19 protein-coding genes and 1 other RNA gene are annotated in these 17,264 nt (G+C 41.3%); 9 read left to right on the top strand and 11 right to left on the bottom strand.

The features are described from left to right. Positions 1–5: 5 nt before the first annotated feature. From MY9_RS10595 to dhaS, 3 genes are all read right to left on the bottom strand, one after another. The gene (locus tag MY9_RS10595; RefSeq protein WP_014664269.1) at positions 6–851 is read right to left on the bottom strand and encodes a superoxide dismutase; all 846 of its coding nucleotides are present in this window, start codon (positions 849–851) and stop codon (positions 6–8) included. Next, entirely contained in the window at positions 841–2,739 is a 1,899-nt protein-coding gene (gene sqhC, locus MY9_RS10590) for a sporulenol synthase (RefSeq protein ID WP_014664268.1), read from the bottom strand. Before sqhC ends, MY9_RS10595 begins: the two co-directional genes overlap by 11 nt. Positions 2,740–2,839: 100 nt before the next feature. Continuing rightward, the gene (gene dhaS, locus MY9_RS10585) at positions 2,840–4,327 is read right to left on the bottom strand and encodes an aldehyde dehydrogenase DhaS (RefSeq protein WP_014664267.1); all 1,488 of its coding nucleotides are present in this window, start codon (positions 4,325–4,327) and stop codon (positions 2,840–2,842) included. Positions 4,328–4,556: 229 nt separating this feature from the next. On the opposite strand from dhaS, the gene MY9_RS10580 reads away from it, so the two are divergent. Next, complete coding sequence (locus tag MY9_RS10580) at positions 4,557–4,760, top strand: DUF6501 family protein (protein WP_003231245.1); 204 nt, start codon at positions 4,557–4,559, stop codon at positions 4,758–4,760. Between the two features lie 354 nt (positions 4,761–5,114). Further along, positions 5,115–5,459: a PH domain-containing protein gene (locus MY9_RS10575; RefSeq protein WP_003220141.1), complete on the top strand. Its 345-nt coding sequence runs from the start codon at positions 5,115–5,117 to the stop codon at positions 5,457–5,459. 78 nt (positions 5,460–5,537) lie between these two features. Here MY9_RS10575 and MY9_RS10570 read toward each other — a convergent pair whose 3' ends face one another. Both MY9_RS10570 and MY9_RS10565 read right to left on the bottom strand, forming a co-directional pair. Further along, the gene (locus tag MY9_RS10570; RefSeq protein ID WP_014664266.1) at positions 5,538–5,771 is read right to left on the bottom strand and encodes a hypothetical protein; all 234 of its coding nucleotides are present in this window, start codon (positions 5,769–5,771) and stop codon (positions 5,538–5,540) included. Positions 5,772–5,775: 4 nt separating this feature from the next. Further along, entirely contained in the window at positions 5,776–6,039 is a 264-nt protein-coding gene (locus MY9_RS10565; RefSeq protein ID WP_004399338.1) for a hypothetical protein, read from the bottom strand. Positions 6,040–6,105: 66 nt separating this feature from the next. Here MY9_RS10565 and yocM point away from each other — a divergent pair, with 66 nt between their 5' ends. Continuing rightward, positions 6,106–6,582, top strand: a complete 477-nt coding sequence (gene yocM / locus MY9_RS10560; RefSeq protein WP_014664265.1) for a salt stress-responsive protein YocM — start codon at positions 6,106–6,108, stop codon at positions 6,580–6,582. Here yocM and MY9_RS10555 read toward each other — a convergent pair. Continuing rightward, complete coding sequence (locus MY9_RS10555; RefSeq protein ID WP_014664264.1) at positions 6,569–6,796, bottom strand: hypothetical protein; 228 nt, start codon at positions 6,794–6,796, stop codon at positions 6,569–6,571. The genes yocM and MY9_RS10555 overlap by 14 nt on opposite strands. A 76-nt stretch (positions 6,797–6,872) precedes the next feature. On the opposite strand from MY9_RS10555, the gene MY9_RS10550 reads away from it, so the two are divergent. The 6 genes from MY9_RS10550 to MY9_RS10525 all read left to right on the top strand — a co-directional run bounded on the left by MY9_RS10550 (position 6,873) and on the right by MY9_RS10525 (position 11,994). Then, the gene (locus MY9_RS10550; RefSeq protein ID WP_041521361.1) at positions 6,873–7,205 is read left to right on the top strand and encodes a hypothetical protein; all 333 of its coding nucleotides are present in this window, start codon (positions 6,873–6,875) and stop codon (positions 7,203–7,205) included. Positions 7,206–7,279: 74 nt separating this feature from the next. Beyond that, on the top strand, positions 7,280–7,771 hold the full coding sequence (locus tag MY9_RS10545) for a TraR/DksA family transcriptional regulator (RefSeq protein ID WP_014664262.1): 492 nt from the start codon (positions 7,280–7,282) through the stop codon (positions 7,769–7,771). A 149-nt stretch (positions 7,772–7,920) separates the two neighbouring features. After that, positions 7,921–8,547, top strand: coding sequence for an FMN-dependent NADH-azoreductase AzoJ (azoJ, locus tag MY9_RS10540; RefSeq protein ID WP_014664261.1), 627 nt, complete (start codon positions 7,921–7,923; stop codon positions 8,545–8,547). A 232-nt stretch (positions 8,548–8,779) separates the two neighbouring features. Beyond that, a non-coding RNA gene (ssrS, locus tag MY9_RS21150) (6S RNA) lies at positions 8,780–8,966 on the top strand. Between the two features lie 141 nt (positions 8,967–9,107). Beyond that, a complete protein-coding gene (recQ, locus tag MY9_RS10530; RefSeq protein ID WP_014664260.1) occupies positions 9,108–10,883 on the top strand; it encodes a DNA helicase RecQ in 1,776 nt (591 codons plus the stop codon). 247 nt (positions 10,884–11,130) lie between these two features. Continuing rightward, positions 11,131–11,994 (top strand): LysM peptidoglycan-binding and 3D domain-containing protein, encoded by an 864-nt coding sequence (locus tag MY9_RS10525; RefSeq protein ID WP_014664259.1) that lies wholly within the window; start codon positions 11,131–11,133, stop codon positions 11,992–11,994. 571 nt (positions 11,995–12,565) lie between these two features. Here the strand turns inward: MY9_RS10525 and desR are convergent. From desR to MY9_RS10500, 5 genes are all read right to left on the bottom strand, one after another. Then, entirely contained in the window at positions 12,566–13,165 is a 600-nt protein-coding gene (desR, locus tag MY9_RS10520; RefSeq protein WP_014664257.1) for a two-component system response regulator DesR, read from the bottom strand. 18 nt (positions 13,166–13,183) lie between these two features. Then, entirely contained in the window at positions 13,184–14,296 is a 1,113-nt protein-coding gene (gene desK, locus MY9_RS10515) for a two-component sensor histidine kinase DesK (RefSeq protein ID WP_014664256.1), read from the bottom strand. A gap of 119 nt (positions 14,297–14,415) precedes the next feature. Beyond that, positions 14,416–15,474, bottom strand: a complete 1,059-nt coding sequence (gene desE / locus MY9_RS10510; RefSeq protein ID WP_014664255.1) for a fatty acid desaturase DesE — start codon at positions 15,472–15,474, stop codon at positions 14,416–14,418. Positions 15,475–15,635: 161 nt separating this feature from the next. After that, the gene (locus tag MY9_RS10505; RefSeq protein WP_014664254.1) at positions 15,636–16,613 is read right to left on the bottom strand and encodes a S66 family peptidase; all 978 of its coding nucleotides are present in this window, start codon (positions 16,611–16,613) and stop codon (positions 15,636–15,638) included. Positions 16,614–16,676: 63 nt separating this feature from the next. After that, the gene (locus tag MY9_RS10500) at positions 16,677–17,174 is read right to left on the bottom strand and encodes an N-acetyltransferase (protein WP_014664253.1); all 498 of its coding nucleotides are present in this window, start codon (positions 17,172–17,174) and stop codon (positions 16,677–16,679) included. Between the last annotated feature and the right edge of the window lie 90 nt (positions 17,175–17,264).

Genomic DNA, 17,264 nt, shown 5'->3' with positions numbered 1-17,264 from the left:
TTTTTTTAATAGAGTTTCCAAACGACTTCTTTTGCCTGCTCAAAACGTTTTTCTGCCTCGCGCCAATCCACGACATTCCACCAGTGATCGACATAGCTGGCCCGGTCATTTTTATATTGCAAATAGTAGGCATGCTCCCATACGTCAAGCGGTAAAAGAGGGATCACATCCCACTGGCTGAAGAGCTGGTGTTTTTCTGCTGTTAGAATCTCCAGCCGTCCTGATCGAGGTGCCCAGACCAGAATGGCCCAGCCGACACCTTCCACTTTTTTAGCGGCTTGGGTAAAATGTTCTTTAAAAGCGGAATAGCTTCCAAATGAAAGGTCAATCATTTGAAACAATGCCCCTGTAGGGCGCCGCTTTCCGTTTGGATGCATGGAAAACCAGAAAATACTGTGCAAATAATGGCCTGCTCCATGGAACGCAAGCTCTCTTTCCCAATGAGTGATCAAGTCAAAATTCTTTGTCGCCCTCGCTTTTTTAAGCTCCAATTCTGCTTTGTTCAGCCCATCAACATAGCTTTGATGATGTTTTGTATGATGAAGGACCATAATATCGCGTGAAATATAAGGCTCTAAGGCGGAATATTTGTATGGAAGCTTTGGCAGCACATGTTTCCCTATAGGGACATAAGCGCGTCTTTCATTTGTATCATCTGATTCTGTAATATCCCGGTAAAGGGCAGCTGCCTGCTTATACCAATCTTCTTCTGTTGTTTGGTCATCTTCCAGAGCCTCAATCATCTTGTCAATTTGATCTTCGAACTGGTCAAGCTGTCCCCGCTTTTGAATCTGGTCTTTCAGTGCTTCACACCAATTGAACATCTCCGTTTGATAAGATTCACGTTTCATTTGCTGTCTCCTTTTCAATAGAATCAAAATACTTCCCGACAGCCAGCAAAGAGAATACATATGGATAACTGTGATAGCGAATATAAAATTGCTTTGGCAATCCGATTCCTGCTGGATATGCGAGGCTATCGGCGCTGTATGAACTGCTGTCAGTAAGGTAGTGCATGCCTTTCACAACAGACGGATGTTCGGGATTTTCGTATGTGAGCAAAGCGTCTAAAGCCCAGGCCGTTTGTACAATGGTTCCTCTTTGAAGCGGTACGTATGTTTTGATTTCGGCGCTTTTGCAAGATTCTCCCCAGCTCCCGTCATCATTTTGTATGGATTTGAGCCAACGCAGAGCCTTTTGTATAGCGGGGTGCTTTCGGTCAACCCCGCATGCATGCATACCCGTAAGAGCAGCCCAGGTGCCGTAAATGTAGCAAACACCCCATCTCCCGTACCATGACCCATTTTGTTCCTGATTCTGGAAAAGCCACTTCACTGCGCGTTGAATATGCTGATGTTTTTCTGTGAAGCCAACTTTCTCGCCTAAAAAATGCAGTACACGTCCGGTGAGGTCGGCGGTTGAAGGGTCAACTGCAGCGTCCTCGGCGGATTCAAGCGGCAGATGGCGAATCAGTGGATGGTTCACATTTTTTTCAAAAGCAGAAAATCCGCCATCATTGTTTTGCATCGATAAAAGCCAAGACACCCCTCGTTCCCAAGCTGCAGGAGAATAATTGCGGGGAATCGCTTTTAAAACAGCTGCAGTGTCGTCACAGTCAGGGTTATTTGTATTAATGTTTGAAAATCCCCAGCCGCCGGGAATTGAATTTGGATTTTTGACAGACCAATCTGCTATTTTGGTATGCTGGCGCTCTAGCAAAAAGTCGGCTGCTTTTGAAACAGAGCCATCCGTTTCGGTCACACCACTTTTTTGAAGAGCATAGCTGATTAGAGCTGTATCCCAAACAGTTGAAGTAGAGTTTTCTAGATAAGGAACCCCGTTGCATTTAGTCATCAGTGATTTGATACCGTTAATCGCCCTGTTGATAACAGGGGAGTAGCGCGACACACCTAGTGACAGAAGGCTGTAAACCATAAATATGGTTGCACTCGCATAGCTGTATAATGTTCCGTCTTTTTCAATCCGGTCCAGTATATACGCTTTAGCTGTCTGTAAGCCCAGCTGCTGGAACGCAAATGGCGCATGGAAAATGCGTTTCCAATGTGACAAAATAGACGTGAGATCTCTTTCTTCAAAAGCATCAGACCGAAGCCAAGTGAAAGGGTTTTTTGTCATGTGCGGATCGAGATGGCGAAGAGATGAAATATTGCGGTTATTAAGGATAAATCGCTGATTGAGTGTTACAGCCATAGGAGCAAAATGAATACGGGCATATGAGCTGAACTGATAGAAATGAACCGGCAATGTTGGAGGGAGCGCCATAAGTGATAATGGTAAATACAAAGCAGGCCAAGGATAAAGCCCGTTCGCGGCAAGCATCCATTTTGTCATGAAATGTACATGTCTCAAACCTCCATGTGAGATGATAAATTGTTCGGCTTTTTTCATGTGTGGGTCAGATCTGTGAAAACAGCCAGAAGCAAGCATCCCGACATATCCTTGGACGGTAGCCGTTAGATTTCCGGGAGTTTCATCGGGATAATTGATAAATGTGCCATCGGGCTGCTGTTTTGCACGTATGCCAGCGGCAAGTGCTGATATCAGTTCTTTTTCATTTTTGCCGTCATCTAGGGAGGTCAGGAGCAAAATAAAAAAGGAATTTGTCATGATTGGTCCTTCAAAGCAAAATGTCCATGAACCATCAGCGTTTTGCCTGTCTCTTAACTCCGTAATGGTTTTCTTTTGAAAACGCCTCACTTTCTCCTGAAGTGTGCCCACCACGCTCAACTCCTTCAGAAGCATATATATTCAGCATCTTTTATGGGCATTACAGAAAGAAAAAAACTGCTGGCAGGCAGCAGTTTTTTAAACATACATGTTAGTCTTCAAGATTTATCCAAACACTTTTAACTTCTGTGTAATTATTCAAGGCATATGATCCCATTTCTCGTCCGAGTCCTGACTGTTTATAACCGCCAAATGGAGATGCCGCGTCGAACACATTATAGCAGTTCACCCAAATGGTTCCGGCTTGAAGGCGGTCCGCGATATAGTGCGCCTGCTTGACGTTCTCTGTCCACAGTCCGGCCGCAAGCCCATATTCTGAATGGTTTGCCCGTTCAATAACTTCATCGACTGTTTCGTACGGAATGGCAGTCAGCACGGGTCCGAAAATTTCTTCTTTTGCGATGGTCATTTCATCTTCAACATTCGCAAACACAGTCGGTGCGACAAAATATCCTTCTTCAAAAGGACAGCTTCCGCCAGTCACTGCTTTTGCTCCTTCATCTTTTCCTTTTTGAATATAGGAAAGAACGCGTTCATGCTGTTCCTTGCTTACGAGAGGCCCGATTTGCGTATCTTTATGAAGACCCGCTCCTTGGCGGAGTGACTCAGCATAGGACACCATTTCATCAACAACTTCATCATATTGGTCTTTATGAATGAAGACACGGGAGCCCGCACAGCAGACCTGGCCCTGGTTAAACATCACACCGTTTAAAGCGCCCGGGATTGCTTTTTTCAAATTCGCATCCGGCAGAAGAATATTAGGCGATTTTCCGCCCAGCTCCAATGTAACACGCTTAATGCTTTTCGCTGCGGTGGACATGATTTTCTTTCCAATTTCAGTCGAACCGGTAAAGGCAATTTTATCAACTGCTTCGTGGTTCGTCAGCGCTTCTCCCGCATCTTCACCGAATCCTGGGATGATGTTGATTACACCGTCAGGGAAACCGGCTTGGTCAATTAATTCTGCCAAATAAAGAGCTGAAAGAGGTGTTTGTTCAGCCGGTTTGAGGACGATTGTACAGCCTGTTGCAAGTGCCGCGCCCATTTTCCACATCGCCATCAGGAGCGGGAAATTCCATGGAATGATCTGGCCGACGACACCGACAGGCTCATGACGCGTATAATTAAAATAAGCGCCGGAAACCGGAATCGTCTGTCCTGTTATTTTTGTACACCAGCCGGCGTAATAGCGCATATGCTCGATAGCCAGCGGAATATCTCCATTAGTCGTTTCATTAATTGGTTTCCCATTATCAAGTGTTTCAAGCTGAGCAAGCTCAGTTTTATGCTCTTCCATTAAGTCTGCCAGCTTATACATCAGTCTGCTTCTCGAAGCTGGAGACATTGTTCTCCATTCGCCTTGATCAAAGGCTTTCCGGGCAGCTTTCACCGCTTTGTCCACATCCGCAGCCTGGGCTTCATACAGCGTCATCAAGGTTTCGCCGGTCGCCGGGTTGGGAGTGTCAAAGGTTGCCCCTGAGGCACTCGGAACAAATTTACCATCAATATAAAGCTTCTTTGTTCCCTGTAAAAATGTCTCCAGCCTTTTCGTCACTTGCATCGTTAAAGAACTCATTCGTAACAAACCTCCAGTCATTTTTTATGGTCTGTCCTGAGATTCTTGGTGATAGCACATTGATTTCTTGATTGCATAGCAGAAATAAGATGTGATATTTGCTGCAAACGTAAGCGTATACAAACATTCTATAATAGAAAACAAGGCAAAATCAATGAATAACCGATATTGCAATTTACAAAAGAAAAAAGCTACAATAAGCTTATAGATAAGTAAAGGAGATTTCATCATGATTCATAAAAATTGGCTTGAAAAAGAAACAATCAAAAAGGTAAAATGTGTGCAGACAAACGCAAAAAAATATATCGTAAACCGGGTCTTAACTCCGGGAAAAGAATATGAAGTGAAAAATGAAACAGAGGAGTTTCTCTTTGTGGTCGACAATACGAATAAAGTGGGCGGCTACTATAAAGAATACTTCGAAGAGATGTAATGTTTCCTTAAAGCATCAGACAAACTAGTTAAAAGCAGTCGATACATAAAACCGCAGCTCAGCTGCGGTTTTTTTGTGATTAAACAGGAAATATAAAACAAAATGCATGAAACATTAAAAACAACTTTTTTTATAAAAACATTGCTGAATATTGAAACTTTTTCCTCAATATGTGCGTATTACTTGATGACAACAGCTTAAAAGCCGAAAAACAAATCAAAAATTTGAAAAATGTAATCTGTTCGTAATGGTTTAAATGTCTTCTATGTCGTATTCTTATATAGGGATAAAGGACTTATTTTTATGTAGTGAATGATAAAACAAATAGATAAATGCAGAAAGAGGGGTTCTTCATTGGGTATTTTTTCTGTTAGCAGATCAACGGACGCAAAGAAGCTTGAAGCTTTGCTCGTTGAAGGGGAAAGAATAGAATCGATTTATAAGCTCCGAGTGGACCAAATTTGCTTTACAAATAAGCGGATCATTTTCTTTGACAATAAAATGTTTTCCAAAAAGAAGGTTCGTGTATTTCTTCCATATAAAACAATTGAAAGCTTTGCCATCCAAGAAGCGGGAATGTTTGATCCGGACACTGGGCTTTTACTGATGACAAGAAGCAAAACGTTCGAATTAGAATTTGCGAAAGACACCGATTTAAGCGAAGTTCAGGCGGTGCTGACAAAGCATTTGTGCAGCTGAATATTTCATGAGCCAGCCGTTCAAAAAATGGTTAGGCTTTTTTTTATAAAAAAACAGGGCATATGCGCCCTGTTCTGGTTATACCACACTGTTTTTCGCTGAGTTCGAATCAATAAGATCTGCATCTAATACATTTGAAATCGGTACGACAAGAGGAGTAAAGTCGCCATTTTCTTCTCCAAAGCCTTGATTTATTTTGGCTGATAAAAAGTAATCGACCTGCTGATACGGACCGAGTGTTAAAGAGGAACCACGGTCCATCGTATTGATTTTAAATCCGCCGACATTCACGACGGAGGGTGAAAAGAACATATCATCACTTCCTTTTGATCGAAGAGTTAACCGCTTCACTTTCAAAAGAGGCCGGAGAATCAATTTGGTCTCTGTCATCCACATGGCTTCTCGTGCCCATAAATCCGCTCGCATCTCCAAAATTCTGTCCGTAGCCTTGATTTTTCTTATCTGAATTTTGCCATTCTGCCAATAAATTTTGTCCTACGTTAACCGCTGAAGCATTTTCAAAGGAATTAATTTTCAGCATGAAAATATTAATATTGATATACGGAGTTGGTTGAACCACAGGCAAACCTCCTTTCTATAGTTGTATGCTGGCGGTTATAAAGTATGTTAAGACAGGGGGCTTCAAATGGATTTCGAAAAGATGAAGCAGTGGATGGAATTCGCACAGCAGATGTACGGCGGTGACTTTTGGAAACAGGTATTTGATGAAGACCAAAAAACCCCTTTTATGACAAATGGCCAATCTCCGTTTCCGTTTTCGCAGCAAGATCAGCGAGGGAAAGGAGATGCTTCATTTCCAAGCATGGATATTGTAGATACCGTTACGGAAGTCCAGTTTTTAATTTATCTTCCAGGCTACCGTAAACAAGACGTTCACATATTATCGTACGGAGATTATTTAGTGGTGAAGGGACAGCGCTTTTCCTATTTTAATGAACAGGACTTTCGCCAAAAAGAAGGGAAATACGGAAGTTTTGAAAAGAAAATTCCGCTTTCCGACCATCTTCATGGAAAGATGAGTGCCATTTTTAAAGACGGAATCCTATACATCACCATTCAAAAAGACGAAGGTCAAGCGAAAACCATTGTTATTGATGATTGATTTTCATACTGAGTGCATCTGCTCCGTCACGGTCATCAATTGATTCAATCGGAATGACCATGACCACAAAATCTGCATTTTGTTCCCCGAAACCGTTATTTCTTTTGATAGCAGAGCACTTGTTCCTTAATTCCGCAGAACCAAAGGTAAGGGATGAGCCGCTGCCTATCGTGTTAGTTTTGAGATGAGCAATATTGATGTTAGTCGGAAGCATGAAAACCTCTCCTTTCTTTGGGATATACACATTATATATGTAGACGAAAGAGGAGTATGCAAAGGGTCGTGATGTCATGAAAAAAATGCTTAGGTCCCTGATCAGGCATTGTTTGAAATCAGAATTTGACAAACTGCGTGAATGTGAAGAAAGGCTTTCACGGCTTGAGGAACAGAACAACAGCAGCAAACAGCAGGCTGAAGAAACCTATATACATATTGAAACGCTGAATGTTGAAAAAATTGATTATCATCTCGAATTCGGCGAGCTGACCATTGATGAACTGAGCGGCAGATTAAATATAGGCGCAACCTATTATATGCCGCCAGAAGAGAAAGACAAAAAGTGCCGGCGAAAATCCGAAACGCCACCAACACCAGCGGTCACGATCCGTTCAAAAAGGCAGTAGCTCATCCTTCCATCCATGTTCCCATGTTTGACAGGAGGCAAAACGGGAAACAGAATAGAAAGGAGAGGATATACATGGCACTGACAAATGAACAAACACAGCATCTCTATCATAAATTGCTCGATATGCAAAAAGAATTGTCTGGAGAGAAAAAGGAAACAGAATCAATGACAGAAGAAGTGGGGGAGCTTTCCAATGGGGTTGACAACCATATGGCAGATCACGGTACGCTCGTCACAGACCGGATGACAGACCAAACGGTGAGAGAGATTGACCGGGAGCTGTTAGAGGAGGTTAACCATGCATTACAAAAGATGAAAGAAGGAACTTACGGGGTGTGTGAAAAAACGGGCCAAGACATTCCTTACGAAAGACTTGAAGCTGTTCCCTATGCGAGAATGACAGTTGAGGCGCAAGCTGATATGGAGGATGACCTTGAGGCAGATGCTCCTTCATATGAACGAGCGTTTCACGAACAGGTAAAAGATCTATCCAACAAAGAAACAATTGATCAAAAAAGCTCACAGACGTATGAAATCTTGGATCGTGAACAAGATTCGAAGTAAAAATGCCAGCAAGTACACCGATATTAGATGTACTTGCTTTTTTTTTGAAAAAAATCTCATATTCAAAATAAAGTGATTGACTTTGAGTAAAAAAGAAAGTAACATACTATTTGTAAGTAAATATAAAAAGTTTACCGGGAGGAATACAAATGTCTACAGTTTTATTTGTAAAATCAAGCGACCGTACAGCTGAAGAAGGCGTTTCAACTAAACTTTACGAAGCTTTCTTAGCTGCTTATAAAGAAAATAACCCTAATGATGAAGTGGTTGAATTAGACCTTCATAAAGAAAACCTTCCTTACCTCGGAAGAGATATGATTAACGGAACATTTAAAGCAGGTCAAGGAATGGAAATGACAGAAGAAGAGAAAAAACAAGCAGCAATTGCCGACAAATATCTGAATCAGTTTGTAAAAGCTGACAAAGTTGTTTTCGCATTCCCGCTTTGGAACTTCACAGTGCCAGCAGTGCTTCATACTTATGTTGATTACCTGTCTCGTGCAGGCGTTACATTCAAATACACACAAGAAGGACCAGTTGGTTTAATGGGCGACAAAAAAGTTGCACTCCTTAACGCGCGTGGCGGCATTTATTCAGAAGGACCAATGGCTTCTTTAGAAATGTCATTAAACTTCATGAAAACAGTTCTTGGTTTCTGGGGTGTTCAAGACTTACACACAGTTGTCATCGAAGGACATAACGCAGCGCCTGATCAAGCGCAAGAAATCGTTGAAAAAGGTTTACAAGAAGCAAAAGATCTTGCTGCAAAATTCTAATGAACAAAAACTCCTATCATTGCGATAGGAGTTTTTTTGTATACATATTTATATAGAAGAAAGTGATGAATCCTCTTAGCGAAAAAAGGCTGTTTTTTTATTGTAATATATTTTTTGATTTGTCGAATCTTTGGATATAATAGCGAAAAAACATTTTTATTGGCTGGAAAAAGTTTTTCTAAACAATTGTTCTGGCCTCTTGATTAAAACCGCCCGATGGTGTACTATATAAAAGAAGCTACTTTGTGCGTATTGTTAATTAAGTTTTAACCTTTAAGCTGTAATAGGGAGTTTTATATCGAAGCCGGAATGTCATGCCTCCATTGCTGAGGACGACAGGAACGTTTCTGCAAACACCCACTTTGAGGAGTGGTGGTTTAAAACTTTCTTACTTGCATACGGCAAGATGTAGCGAAAGCCATTTCCTTTTCGGAAATGGCTTTTTATTTTATCTGAAAAGGTTGGTATAGCAAAAAAATCAATTTTTGTGTGAAAGAAATGAAGGCCTCTTTTTTATGATATGATGGGAGAAATTCAAGGAAAAGCGAGGTTTACACATTATGTTACATAGAGCCCAATCCCTTCTGGCTCATTATTTTGGTTATGAAAAGTTTCGCAGCGGCCAGGATGAAGCGATCCGCTTGGTAACGGAAGCGAGGCAAAATACGGCCTGTATTATGCCAACGGGAGGCGGCAAATCGATTTGCTATCAAATTCCAGCATTAATGTTTGAAGGGACGACGATCGTCATTTCACCGTTGATTTCCTTGATGAAGGATCAAGTTGATGCATTAGAAGAAGCGGGGATTAACGCCGCCTACATTAATAGCACACAATCCAATCAGGAAATATACGAGAGGCTGAACGGACTCAAAGAAGGGGCTTATAAGCTTTTTTACATTACACCAGAGCGACTAACGTCCACGGAGTTTATCCGGATTTTGCAGGGCATAGATGTTCCTTTGGTCGCAATAGACGAGGCGCACTGTATTTCTCAATGGGGGCACGATTTCAGGCCAAGCTACAGAAATATTGAAATTTTGTTCCGTGAATTACACGACAAGCCTGTCATCATGGCGTTAACAGCAACAGCCACACCCGAGGTTCATGATGATATTTGCAAACAGCTGCACATTCAAAAAGAGAACACGGTATATACCGGATTTTCACGAGAAAATTTAACCTTTAAAGTAGTAAAAGGAGAAAATAAAGACCGTTTTATAGATGAATATGTGCAAAACAACAGACATGAAGCAGGAATTGTCTATACCGCGACCAGAAAAGAAGCTGATCGGATATATGAGAGATTGAAACGAAATCAGATCAGGGCAGGGCGGTATCACGGAGGTTTGGCTGATGATGTGAGAAAAGAGCAGCAGGAAAGGTTTCTTAATGATGAGCTTCAAGTGATGGTGGCAACCTCTGCTTTTGGAATGGGGATTGATAAATCAAATATCAGATTTGTTCTGCATGCACAAATTCCAAAAGATATGGAAAGCTATTATCAAGAGGCTGGACGAGCTGGGCGGGACGGCCTTGCCAGTGAATGTGTTCTCCTGTTTTCACCGCAGGATATTATGGTGCAGCGCTTCTTAATTGAGCAATCAGAACATGAAGAGAAACAAAAGCAGGATTTAAAAAAGCTGAGACAAATGGTCGACTATTGTCATACGGAAGATTGTCTGCAGCGTTTTATCCTTATGTATTTCGGAGAAAAGGAGCCCGATGCGTGCGGACAATGCGGAAACTGCACTGATACAAGGGCGGCCCATGACGTGACGCGGGAGGCGCAAATGGTCTTATCTTGTATCATTCGCATGAAAGAACGATTTGGCAAGACGATAGTTGCCCAAGTGCTTGCCGGCTCCAAAAATAAAAAAGTTCTTGAAAACGGTTTTTCGGACCTTTCAACATACGGAATATTAAAACACCAATCAGTTGGCGAAATCAGTGATTTTATTGAATTTCTTATTTCTGACGACTTTATCAGGATGTCAGATGGTACGTTTCCGACTCTTTTTGTCAGCAGTAAAGGAAGGAATGTGCTGAGAGGAGAATTATCAGTCACGAGAAAAGAAGCGTTAAAAGCGGCAGCGATTACTGAAAATGACGAGCTGTTTGAACGATTGCGCATGGTTCGGAAAGAAATCGCGGCTGAGCAGGGTGTTCCGCCATTTGTTGTTTTCTCTGACCAAACGTTAAAAGAAATGTCAGGAAAACAGCCCGTAAATGATGAGGAACTTTTGTCTATAAAAGGAGTCGGAGAACAAAAAAGAGCAAAATACGGCCGGCTTTTTTTACAAGAAATACAGGCTTATGCAAGGATGACAGACTAAAAAAACAGAAAATCAATCTTTTTTTCTATAAAAAACACATTTTATTTTCTCTGTTTTGCCTTAAAATAAAAAGACTTGCGAAGCCTATTATATCAAGGGTTCAGCAAGTCTTTCCATCAGAGAGAAATCCTTCATGTAAAGGAACTGTAATCTAAATCATATCTTTTTGTTATTGATTTGACATTTACGTGTGTTACGATATCACCTGTTAGCCGCCAATAAAAAGCTAACAAGGGAGGATTTACTTATGAAGAAGACGATTATGTCCTTTGTGGCAGTTGCTGCACTTTCAACAACTGCATTCGGAGCTCACGCTTCTGCAAAAGAAATTACGGTGCAAAAGGGTGATACGCTCTGGGGAATCTCTCAGAAAAACGGAGTGAACCTAAAGGACTTAAAAGAATGGAACAAGTTAACTTCTGATAAAATCATTGCAGGAGAAAAACTGACCATTTCTTCAGAAGAAACAACCACTAATGGGCAATATACAATTAAAGCGGGAGATACGCTTTCTAAGATTGCTCAAAAATTCGGCACGACAGTCAACAACCTGAAAGTTTGGAATAACTTAAGCTCTGACATGATCTATGCTGGATCAACTCTTTCAGTAAAAGGTCAGGCAACAGCAGCAAACACAGTTGTTGAGAATGCGCAAACAAGCGCACCTCAAGCTGCACCAAAACAAGAGGCTGTGCAAAAAGAGCAACCTAAACAAGAAGCTGTACAACAGCAACCTAAACAAGAAACAAAAGCTGAGGCAGAAACTTCTGTTAACACAGAAGAGAAGGCTGTTCAATCAAATACAAATAATCAAGAAGCTTCAAAAGAACTAACAGTTACTGCTACTGCTTACACTGCTAACGACGGCGGCATCTCCGGCGTTACGGCAACAGGCATTGACTTAAATAAGAACCCGAACGCGAAAGTTATCGCGGTTGATCCTAATGTGATTCCGCTAGGTTCTAAAGTCTATGTTGAAGGCTACGGGGAAGCAACAGCAGCAGACACTGGCGGCGCTATTAAAGGAAATAAAATTGACGTATTTGTACCAAATAAAAGCGATGCATCAAATTGGGGCGTCAAAACTGTAAGTGTGAAAGTCTTAAACTAATGATATAGATTGTGATAAAAGACATGAGCTTTTGGCTTGTGTCTTTTTTTCTTTATCATATGCTGATAAAGAAAAGTGGTCCCGTTTTTCTTTTTATGTGCGATTCAGGGGCTCCGTGTTCAATGAATGATTTCACATTCCAGAGACATTTTGCACCATGGCATTTATAGCTGGTTGTTAATATCCTTGATCGGCGAAATGAGCTGTTGTGTATCTTTTTTTGCGGATAAAAGGCAGTTGGATGTAGCAGTTGCCCTATACGGAATCGGACTCATTTTAGGCGGTTTTTTATTGTCATATTAGGCACTCTTGCAGTTGGGCAATGCAGCTTGTGAGCGGAGTTGGACAGCAGATGACTTTCCATATTAAATACGCAATTCAATCGATATCAGCAATTCAGCAGATGTGCAGTGGCCGACGATTTTAACAGGACAACAAGTCAATCTGAGGCTGTTAAGCTTATCATCGTTCAGCTGGCTTTAAGAGTGAAGGATATCGATCCGTCTTATTCCGGTTCCGGCGAGGTATTCAGGTTAACAAAAAAGATCTTGGCATCTGCCAAGATCTTTTTTTATTTAAACCAGCCTTTTTCTTTTGAACGGGTAATGGCTTCAATTCGATTTTTCACTTCAAGTTTTTCTAGAATCATTGAGATATAATTTCGCACCGTTCCGCTTTTGATGCTGAGTTCCTGAGCGATTTCTTTGGTATTTTTACCGTTAGCCACAAGTTCAAGCACTTCTTTTTCTCTATCTGTAAGAGGGTTAGCCTCGCTGTATAAGTCCTCCATCAGCTCAGGTGCATAGATGCGCTTTCCGTTCATAACGCTACGGATGGCGCAGGCGAGCTCTTCGCTCGGACTGTCTTTTAATAAATAGCCTTTTACGCCTGCTTTAATAGCTCTCTGAAAGTAGCCGGGTCTGGCAAAGGTGGTTAGGATTATAATTTTGCAGCCTGTATTCTTTAGCTCCTCGGCAGCTTCGAGGCCTGTTTTTCCAGGCATTTCAATGTCCATAATACATACATCAGGCTGGCGTTTTTTGACAAAGTCAACAGCATCTTGGCCGGTTGTCCCTTTCCCTACGACTTCCATATCGTCTTCTAGGTTTAGAAGTGATCCTAAAGCGCCCAGCAGCATTTGCTGATCTTCTGCAATAAATATACTAATCATGTAAGCCATCCTTTATGTTTATTTTGAATTATTAGGAATTGCCATGGTAAGCTTGGTGCCGTTTTCGGTATCGATGTGAAGGCTTCCGTTTGCAAACTCAAGCCGTTCTCTCATCCCGAGTAAGCCATGTCCTTTAGAAAAGGAATTTTCTTCTCCTTTAAATGTTCCATCGTCAGACACTGTAATGACAACTTCCTTCCAGAGCTGCTGAATGTCTACTCGGCAAGTTTTAGCCTGACTGTGTTTGACGACATTTGTGACAGCTTCTTTTAAGCACATGCTCAAAATGTTTTCATTTAGCAATGAGATATTTTCGGGCCACTTCTCTTCTTCATAGATAAACGTAATGTCTGCGGCTTCGAGAATCTGTTTGATGTTGATCAGTTCATCCTTGAGGCGGATGCCTTTCATGGAGGATACGATTTTTCTTACTTCATTTAAAGAAGTTCTCGCTGTTTGCTGAACACTTTTCAGTTCACGAGCTGCTTGTTCGGGATCTTTGTATATCAATTTTCTCGCTAAGTCGCTTTTTAATCCGATAAGAGAAAGCTTTTGTCCAAGCGTATCATGGAGATCGCGGGCAATTCGCTGCCGTTCTTCTAATTTTACCAGTTCTGCAATCCGTTCATTTGCATCCTCAAGCTTTTCTTCCAGCCGTTCGCGTTCCTTGCGGCTTCTTATACTGAAGGGCAATAAAATCGCGCTGATGAGGGTAATGACGACAAAAGGAATTTGAGTCAAAAAGAATTCCTTTTTTAATACGAGACTGAAATTAGCTGCGACAGCCGCGCTTATTAAATGGACATAATATAAAATATGAAAAGGGACGCGTTCCTTAATGTTTCCAATAAAATACGCGATAAAAAACGCAAAATAAATATAACTGAACAGAGTAATGGAGGACGTCGAAATGCCGATTAATAAAAATCCCCACAAATAAATGGTCCAGCCTTTTGAGACGAAAGCAAATCTATATACGGAAAAAAATAAAAGCGTCAAAATGATGCCGACAATAATAACAAATGTAGATGATGATTTCCATATAAAGTAGAAGGGGAGAATGAAAAATATTGTCCATATATAGGGAGTAATTCCGCTTAGTTTTTGAAATGTAAAATGCTTTTTAATCATGATCTTACCTCATTTTCAGCTTTTCATCTTACTTGTAACTTTATCATTGTGAAAGCCGGAATGCACCCTCCAATAATAAAAAGGAAGTCCTCTAGTATATTAGAAGACCTCCTTCATCATCAGGCGTTCTTTCGCAACTGCTCTTTATCTGGTGAACCAGGCGAAGAGCTTGAAGGTTTATGTTTGATGTCCCGAAAGGACACAAATTGTTTTTTATCTTCATCCCAAAGGCGGAATGCAAGTGATTGCAGACTTGTTTTTAAGGTAATAGTCGGTACGTTTTTTAATGGTTCGTGATGTTCATGAGCCACTTCAAGCTTATAGTTAGGCACCTTTGGACTCAAATGATGCACGTGGTGGTAACCGATATTGCCTGTCAGCCATTGAAGCAGCTTCGGAAGCTTATAAAATGAACTGCCTTCAACAGCGGCCTGAACATAGCTCCAGTTTTCATCCGCTTCAAAATAAGAATCTTCAAAGGTATGCTGCACGTAAAACAGCCAAACACCGATTGAACCTGAAATCAGAAATATCGGGCCTTGCACCAGCAAAAACGATTGCCAGCCAAAGATCAGACAGCAAGCGGCAGCCAACGCGGCAATTGCCAGATTCGTAAGGTATGTGTTTACACGCTCCTTGCGTCTTGCGCCTTTTTTGTTAAAACGGTTCGTGATCAGAAAAACATAAATCGGTCCGAGAATAAACATGATAAACGGGTTTCTATAAAGTCTGTAGGCAAGCTTTGTTCGTCTGGATGCAGCCTTATATTCGTTCACTGTTAACATCCAGATATCACCTGTTCCGCGTTTATCCAGATTGCTGCTTGTCGCATGGTGAATCGAATGGCTGTGCTGCCATTGAAGATACGGGAATAAAGTCAGGACACCTGTCAGAAAACCAAGAATATGGTTATAGCGTTTTTGTTTGAAAAAAGATTGATGGCAGCAGTCATGGAAGATGATAAAAATTCTTGTCAGAAAACCCGCGGCAATCACTGTTAATGCTAACGTAAGAAGATAGGAGACATTGAGGCTGAAATAAGCAAGAAACCACAGGCCGAAGAATGGAATAAACGTGTTCAAAAGCTGAATCAGGCTGTTTTTCGTTTCAGGCTGAGCAAATGCAGCGACTTGCTTTGTCAGCTGTTTTTGTTTATGTGCAACGGTTTGTTCAGTCATAGTAAGTATCCTCTCATTGTGTGTCTCGGTTCAGTATACGCTAATGAGAGAAGTCTTTTGTAGTAGCACACATCATGCCTCCTATATGACATTTGTCATGTCTGGTGCGCCTTGCATAACCGATTGCGCTAAAAAAGCTTGTAAAAAAATTTACAAGCTGATTAATGTTTATCGATCCATATTCGCGATGTGCCCGAAACAGCTTCGATTCTGCATGTTCCCCCTATAGGGAATGTGGCAATTGGCGAGGTATGTCCAGCATTTATGTTTGCGATGACCGGGATGCCGGATAATTCTTTTTTTGTTTCGATCATGGCTTTTACGAGATCCATTGATACGTTTGATGCTTTCTGAAATCTGCCGATCAAAATACCCTTTACATGTGAAAAAGCGGGGAGGTGGATGAGTGATTGCAGATCGCGGTCAAACATGTGGATGTCTGACATATAATCATCTTCAATCAATAAGATGGTATGTTCTGTTTCTGGAAAATACTCCGTTCCCTGCAGCAAATTAAGCGTGCATAGGTTTCCGCCAATCAAAGTGCCTTCCGCATAACCCTCTTGAATCACAACAGGTCCGTTATTTGGATAAAAGCGTCTGCTTTCTTGATCCAAATACCAGCGGTCATCGCTCCATTCGCTCGAAGGATGAATCTCAAACGGATCGTCCGAAGCGCAGCAAGAAAGAAAATAATCTTGTGTATAATCGAGCCCTTTTTTCATTGCAAATGTTGAAAAGTGGGGGCCTGAATACGTAACAAGACCCGTTTTTTGATAAATGGCATTGCTGAGGGCCGTTATATCAGAATAGCCGCACAGAATTTTTGGATGCTGTTTGATTTTTTCGTAATCAAGATAGCGCAGCAGCTGATTTGAATTGAAGCCTCCGAGTGTCGTTAAAATCGCTTTGACGCCTGGATCAAAAAAGGCCGTGTGCAGATCATGGACTCTTGATTCGATAGAGGATGAATCAAATTCGTTACATTCATTTGCATGTTCAGCAATGGTGACCCGATAACCTAAGCGTTCTAATGTTGTTTTTGCTTGAACTTTTGCTTCGTTTGATAATATAGACATGCTGGTTGCGGGAGACACAATCCGAATCTCGTCTCCCTTTTTCAGTTTTGAGGCGTACATAGAACCCTCCATCAATGGTTTTACACCATTACAGCACATCTAGGCTCATTATTCCAGATTTTTTTACAAATCAACCCACTTAATGCTGCCGGATTGTGTATCAGGATCGACGCATACTTTGAATTGATGTTTTTCATAAAAATGAATCAGCCGGTCTACATGATTCCAATCACGCTTGGCAATGTCGCCTGTGACTTTCGGAATATTGTGGTCTCTGGCGATATCTTTTAAATATTTCATGCAAATGGAACCAAACCCGTGATTCGGAGGGCCTTTGATGTCTCCGATATGAATGGCATTATCCTTGTAAGACGCTACAAGTGAAAAACTGCCTTTTCCTCTGTAAGCCGTTTTACAATCAGTAAGCATAATTTTGCATGTTTGGCCATCATCAATCGAGGAAACAATCATCCACTCTTGATGTTTCGATTGATCAATACCAAGCACTTTGGCATCCTTAGATAAATCCTTCATATTCTCCTGCATTCGGTAAATTTGAAATTCTAATTCATTTAGCTCTTCCTCAAGCTCTTGACGATTTTTTTCTTTAATAGTAAACAAGATCAAACTCCTTTCAAAAAACTGCTTAGAAACACAGTTACCAATTGTATTAGAAGAGAGGCGTATTGTAAACAACAATTCCATTATTAC

The sequence above is a fragment of the Bacillus sp. JS genome, from assembly GCF_000259365.1.
Lineage (GTDB): Bacteria > Bacillota > Bacilli > Bacillales > Bacillaceae > Bacillus > Bacillus stercoris.
The sequence above is the reverse complement of the archived record's forward strand: the minus strand, read 5'-3'. Positions and strand labels throughout refer to the sequence as shown.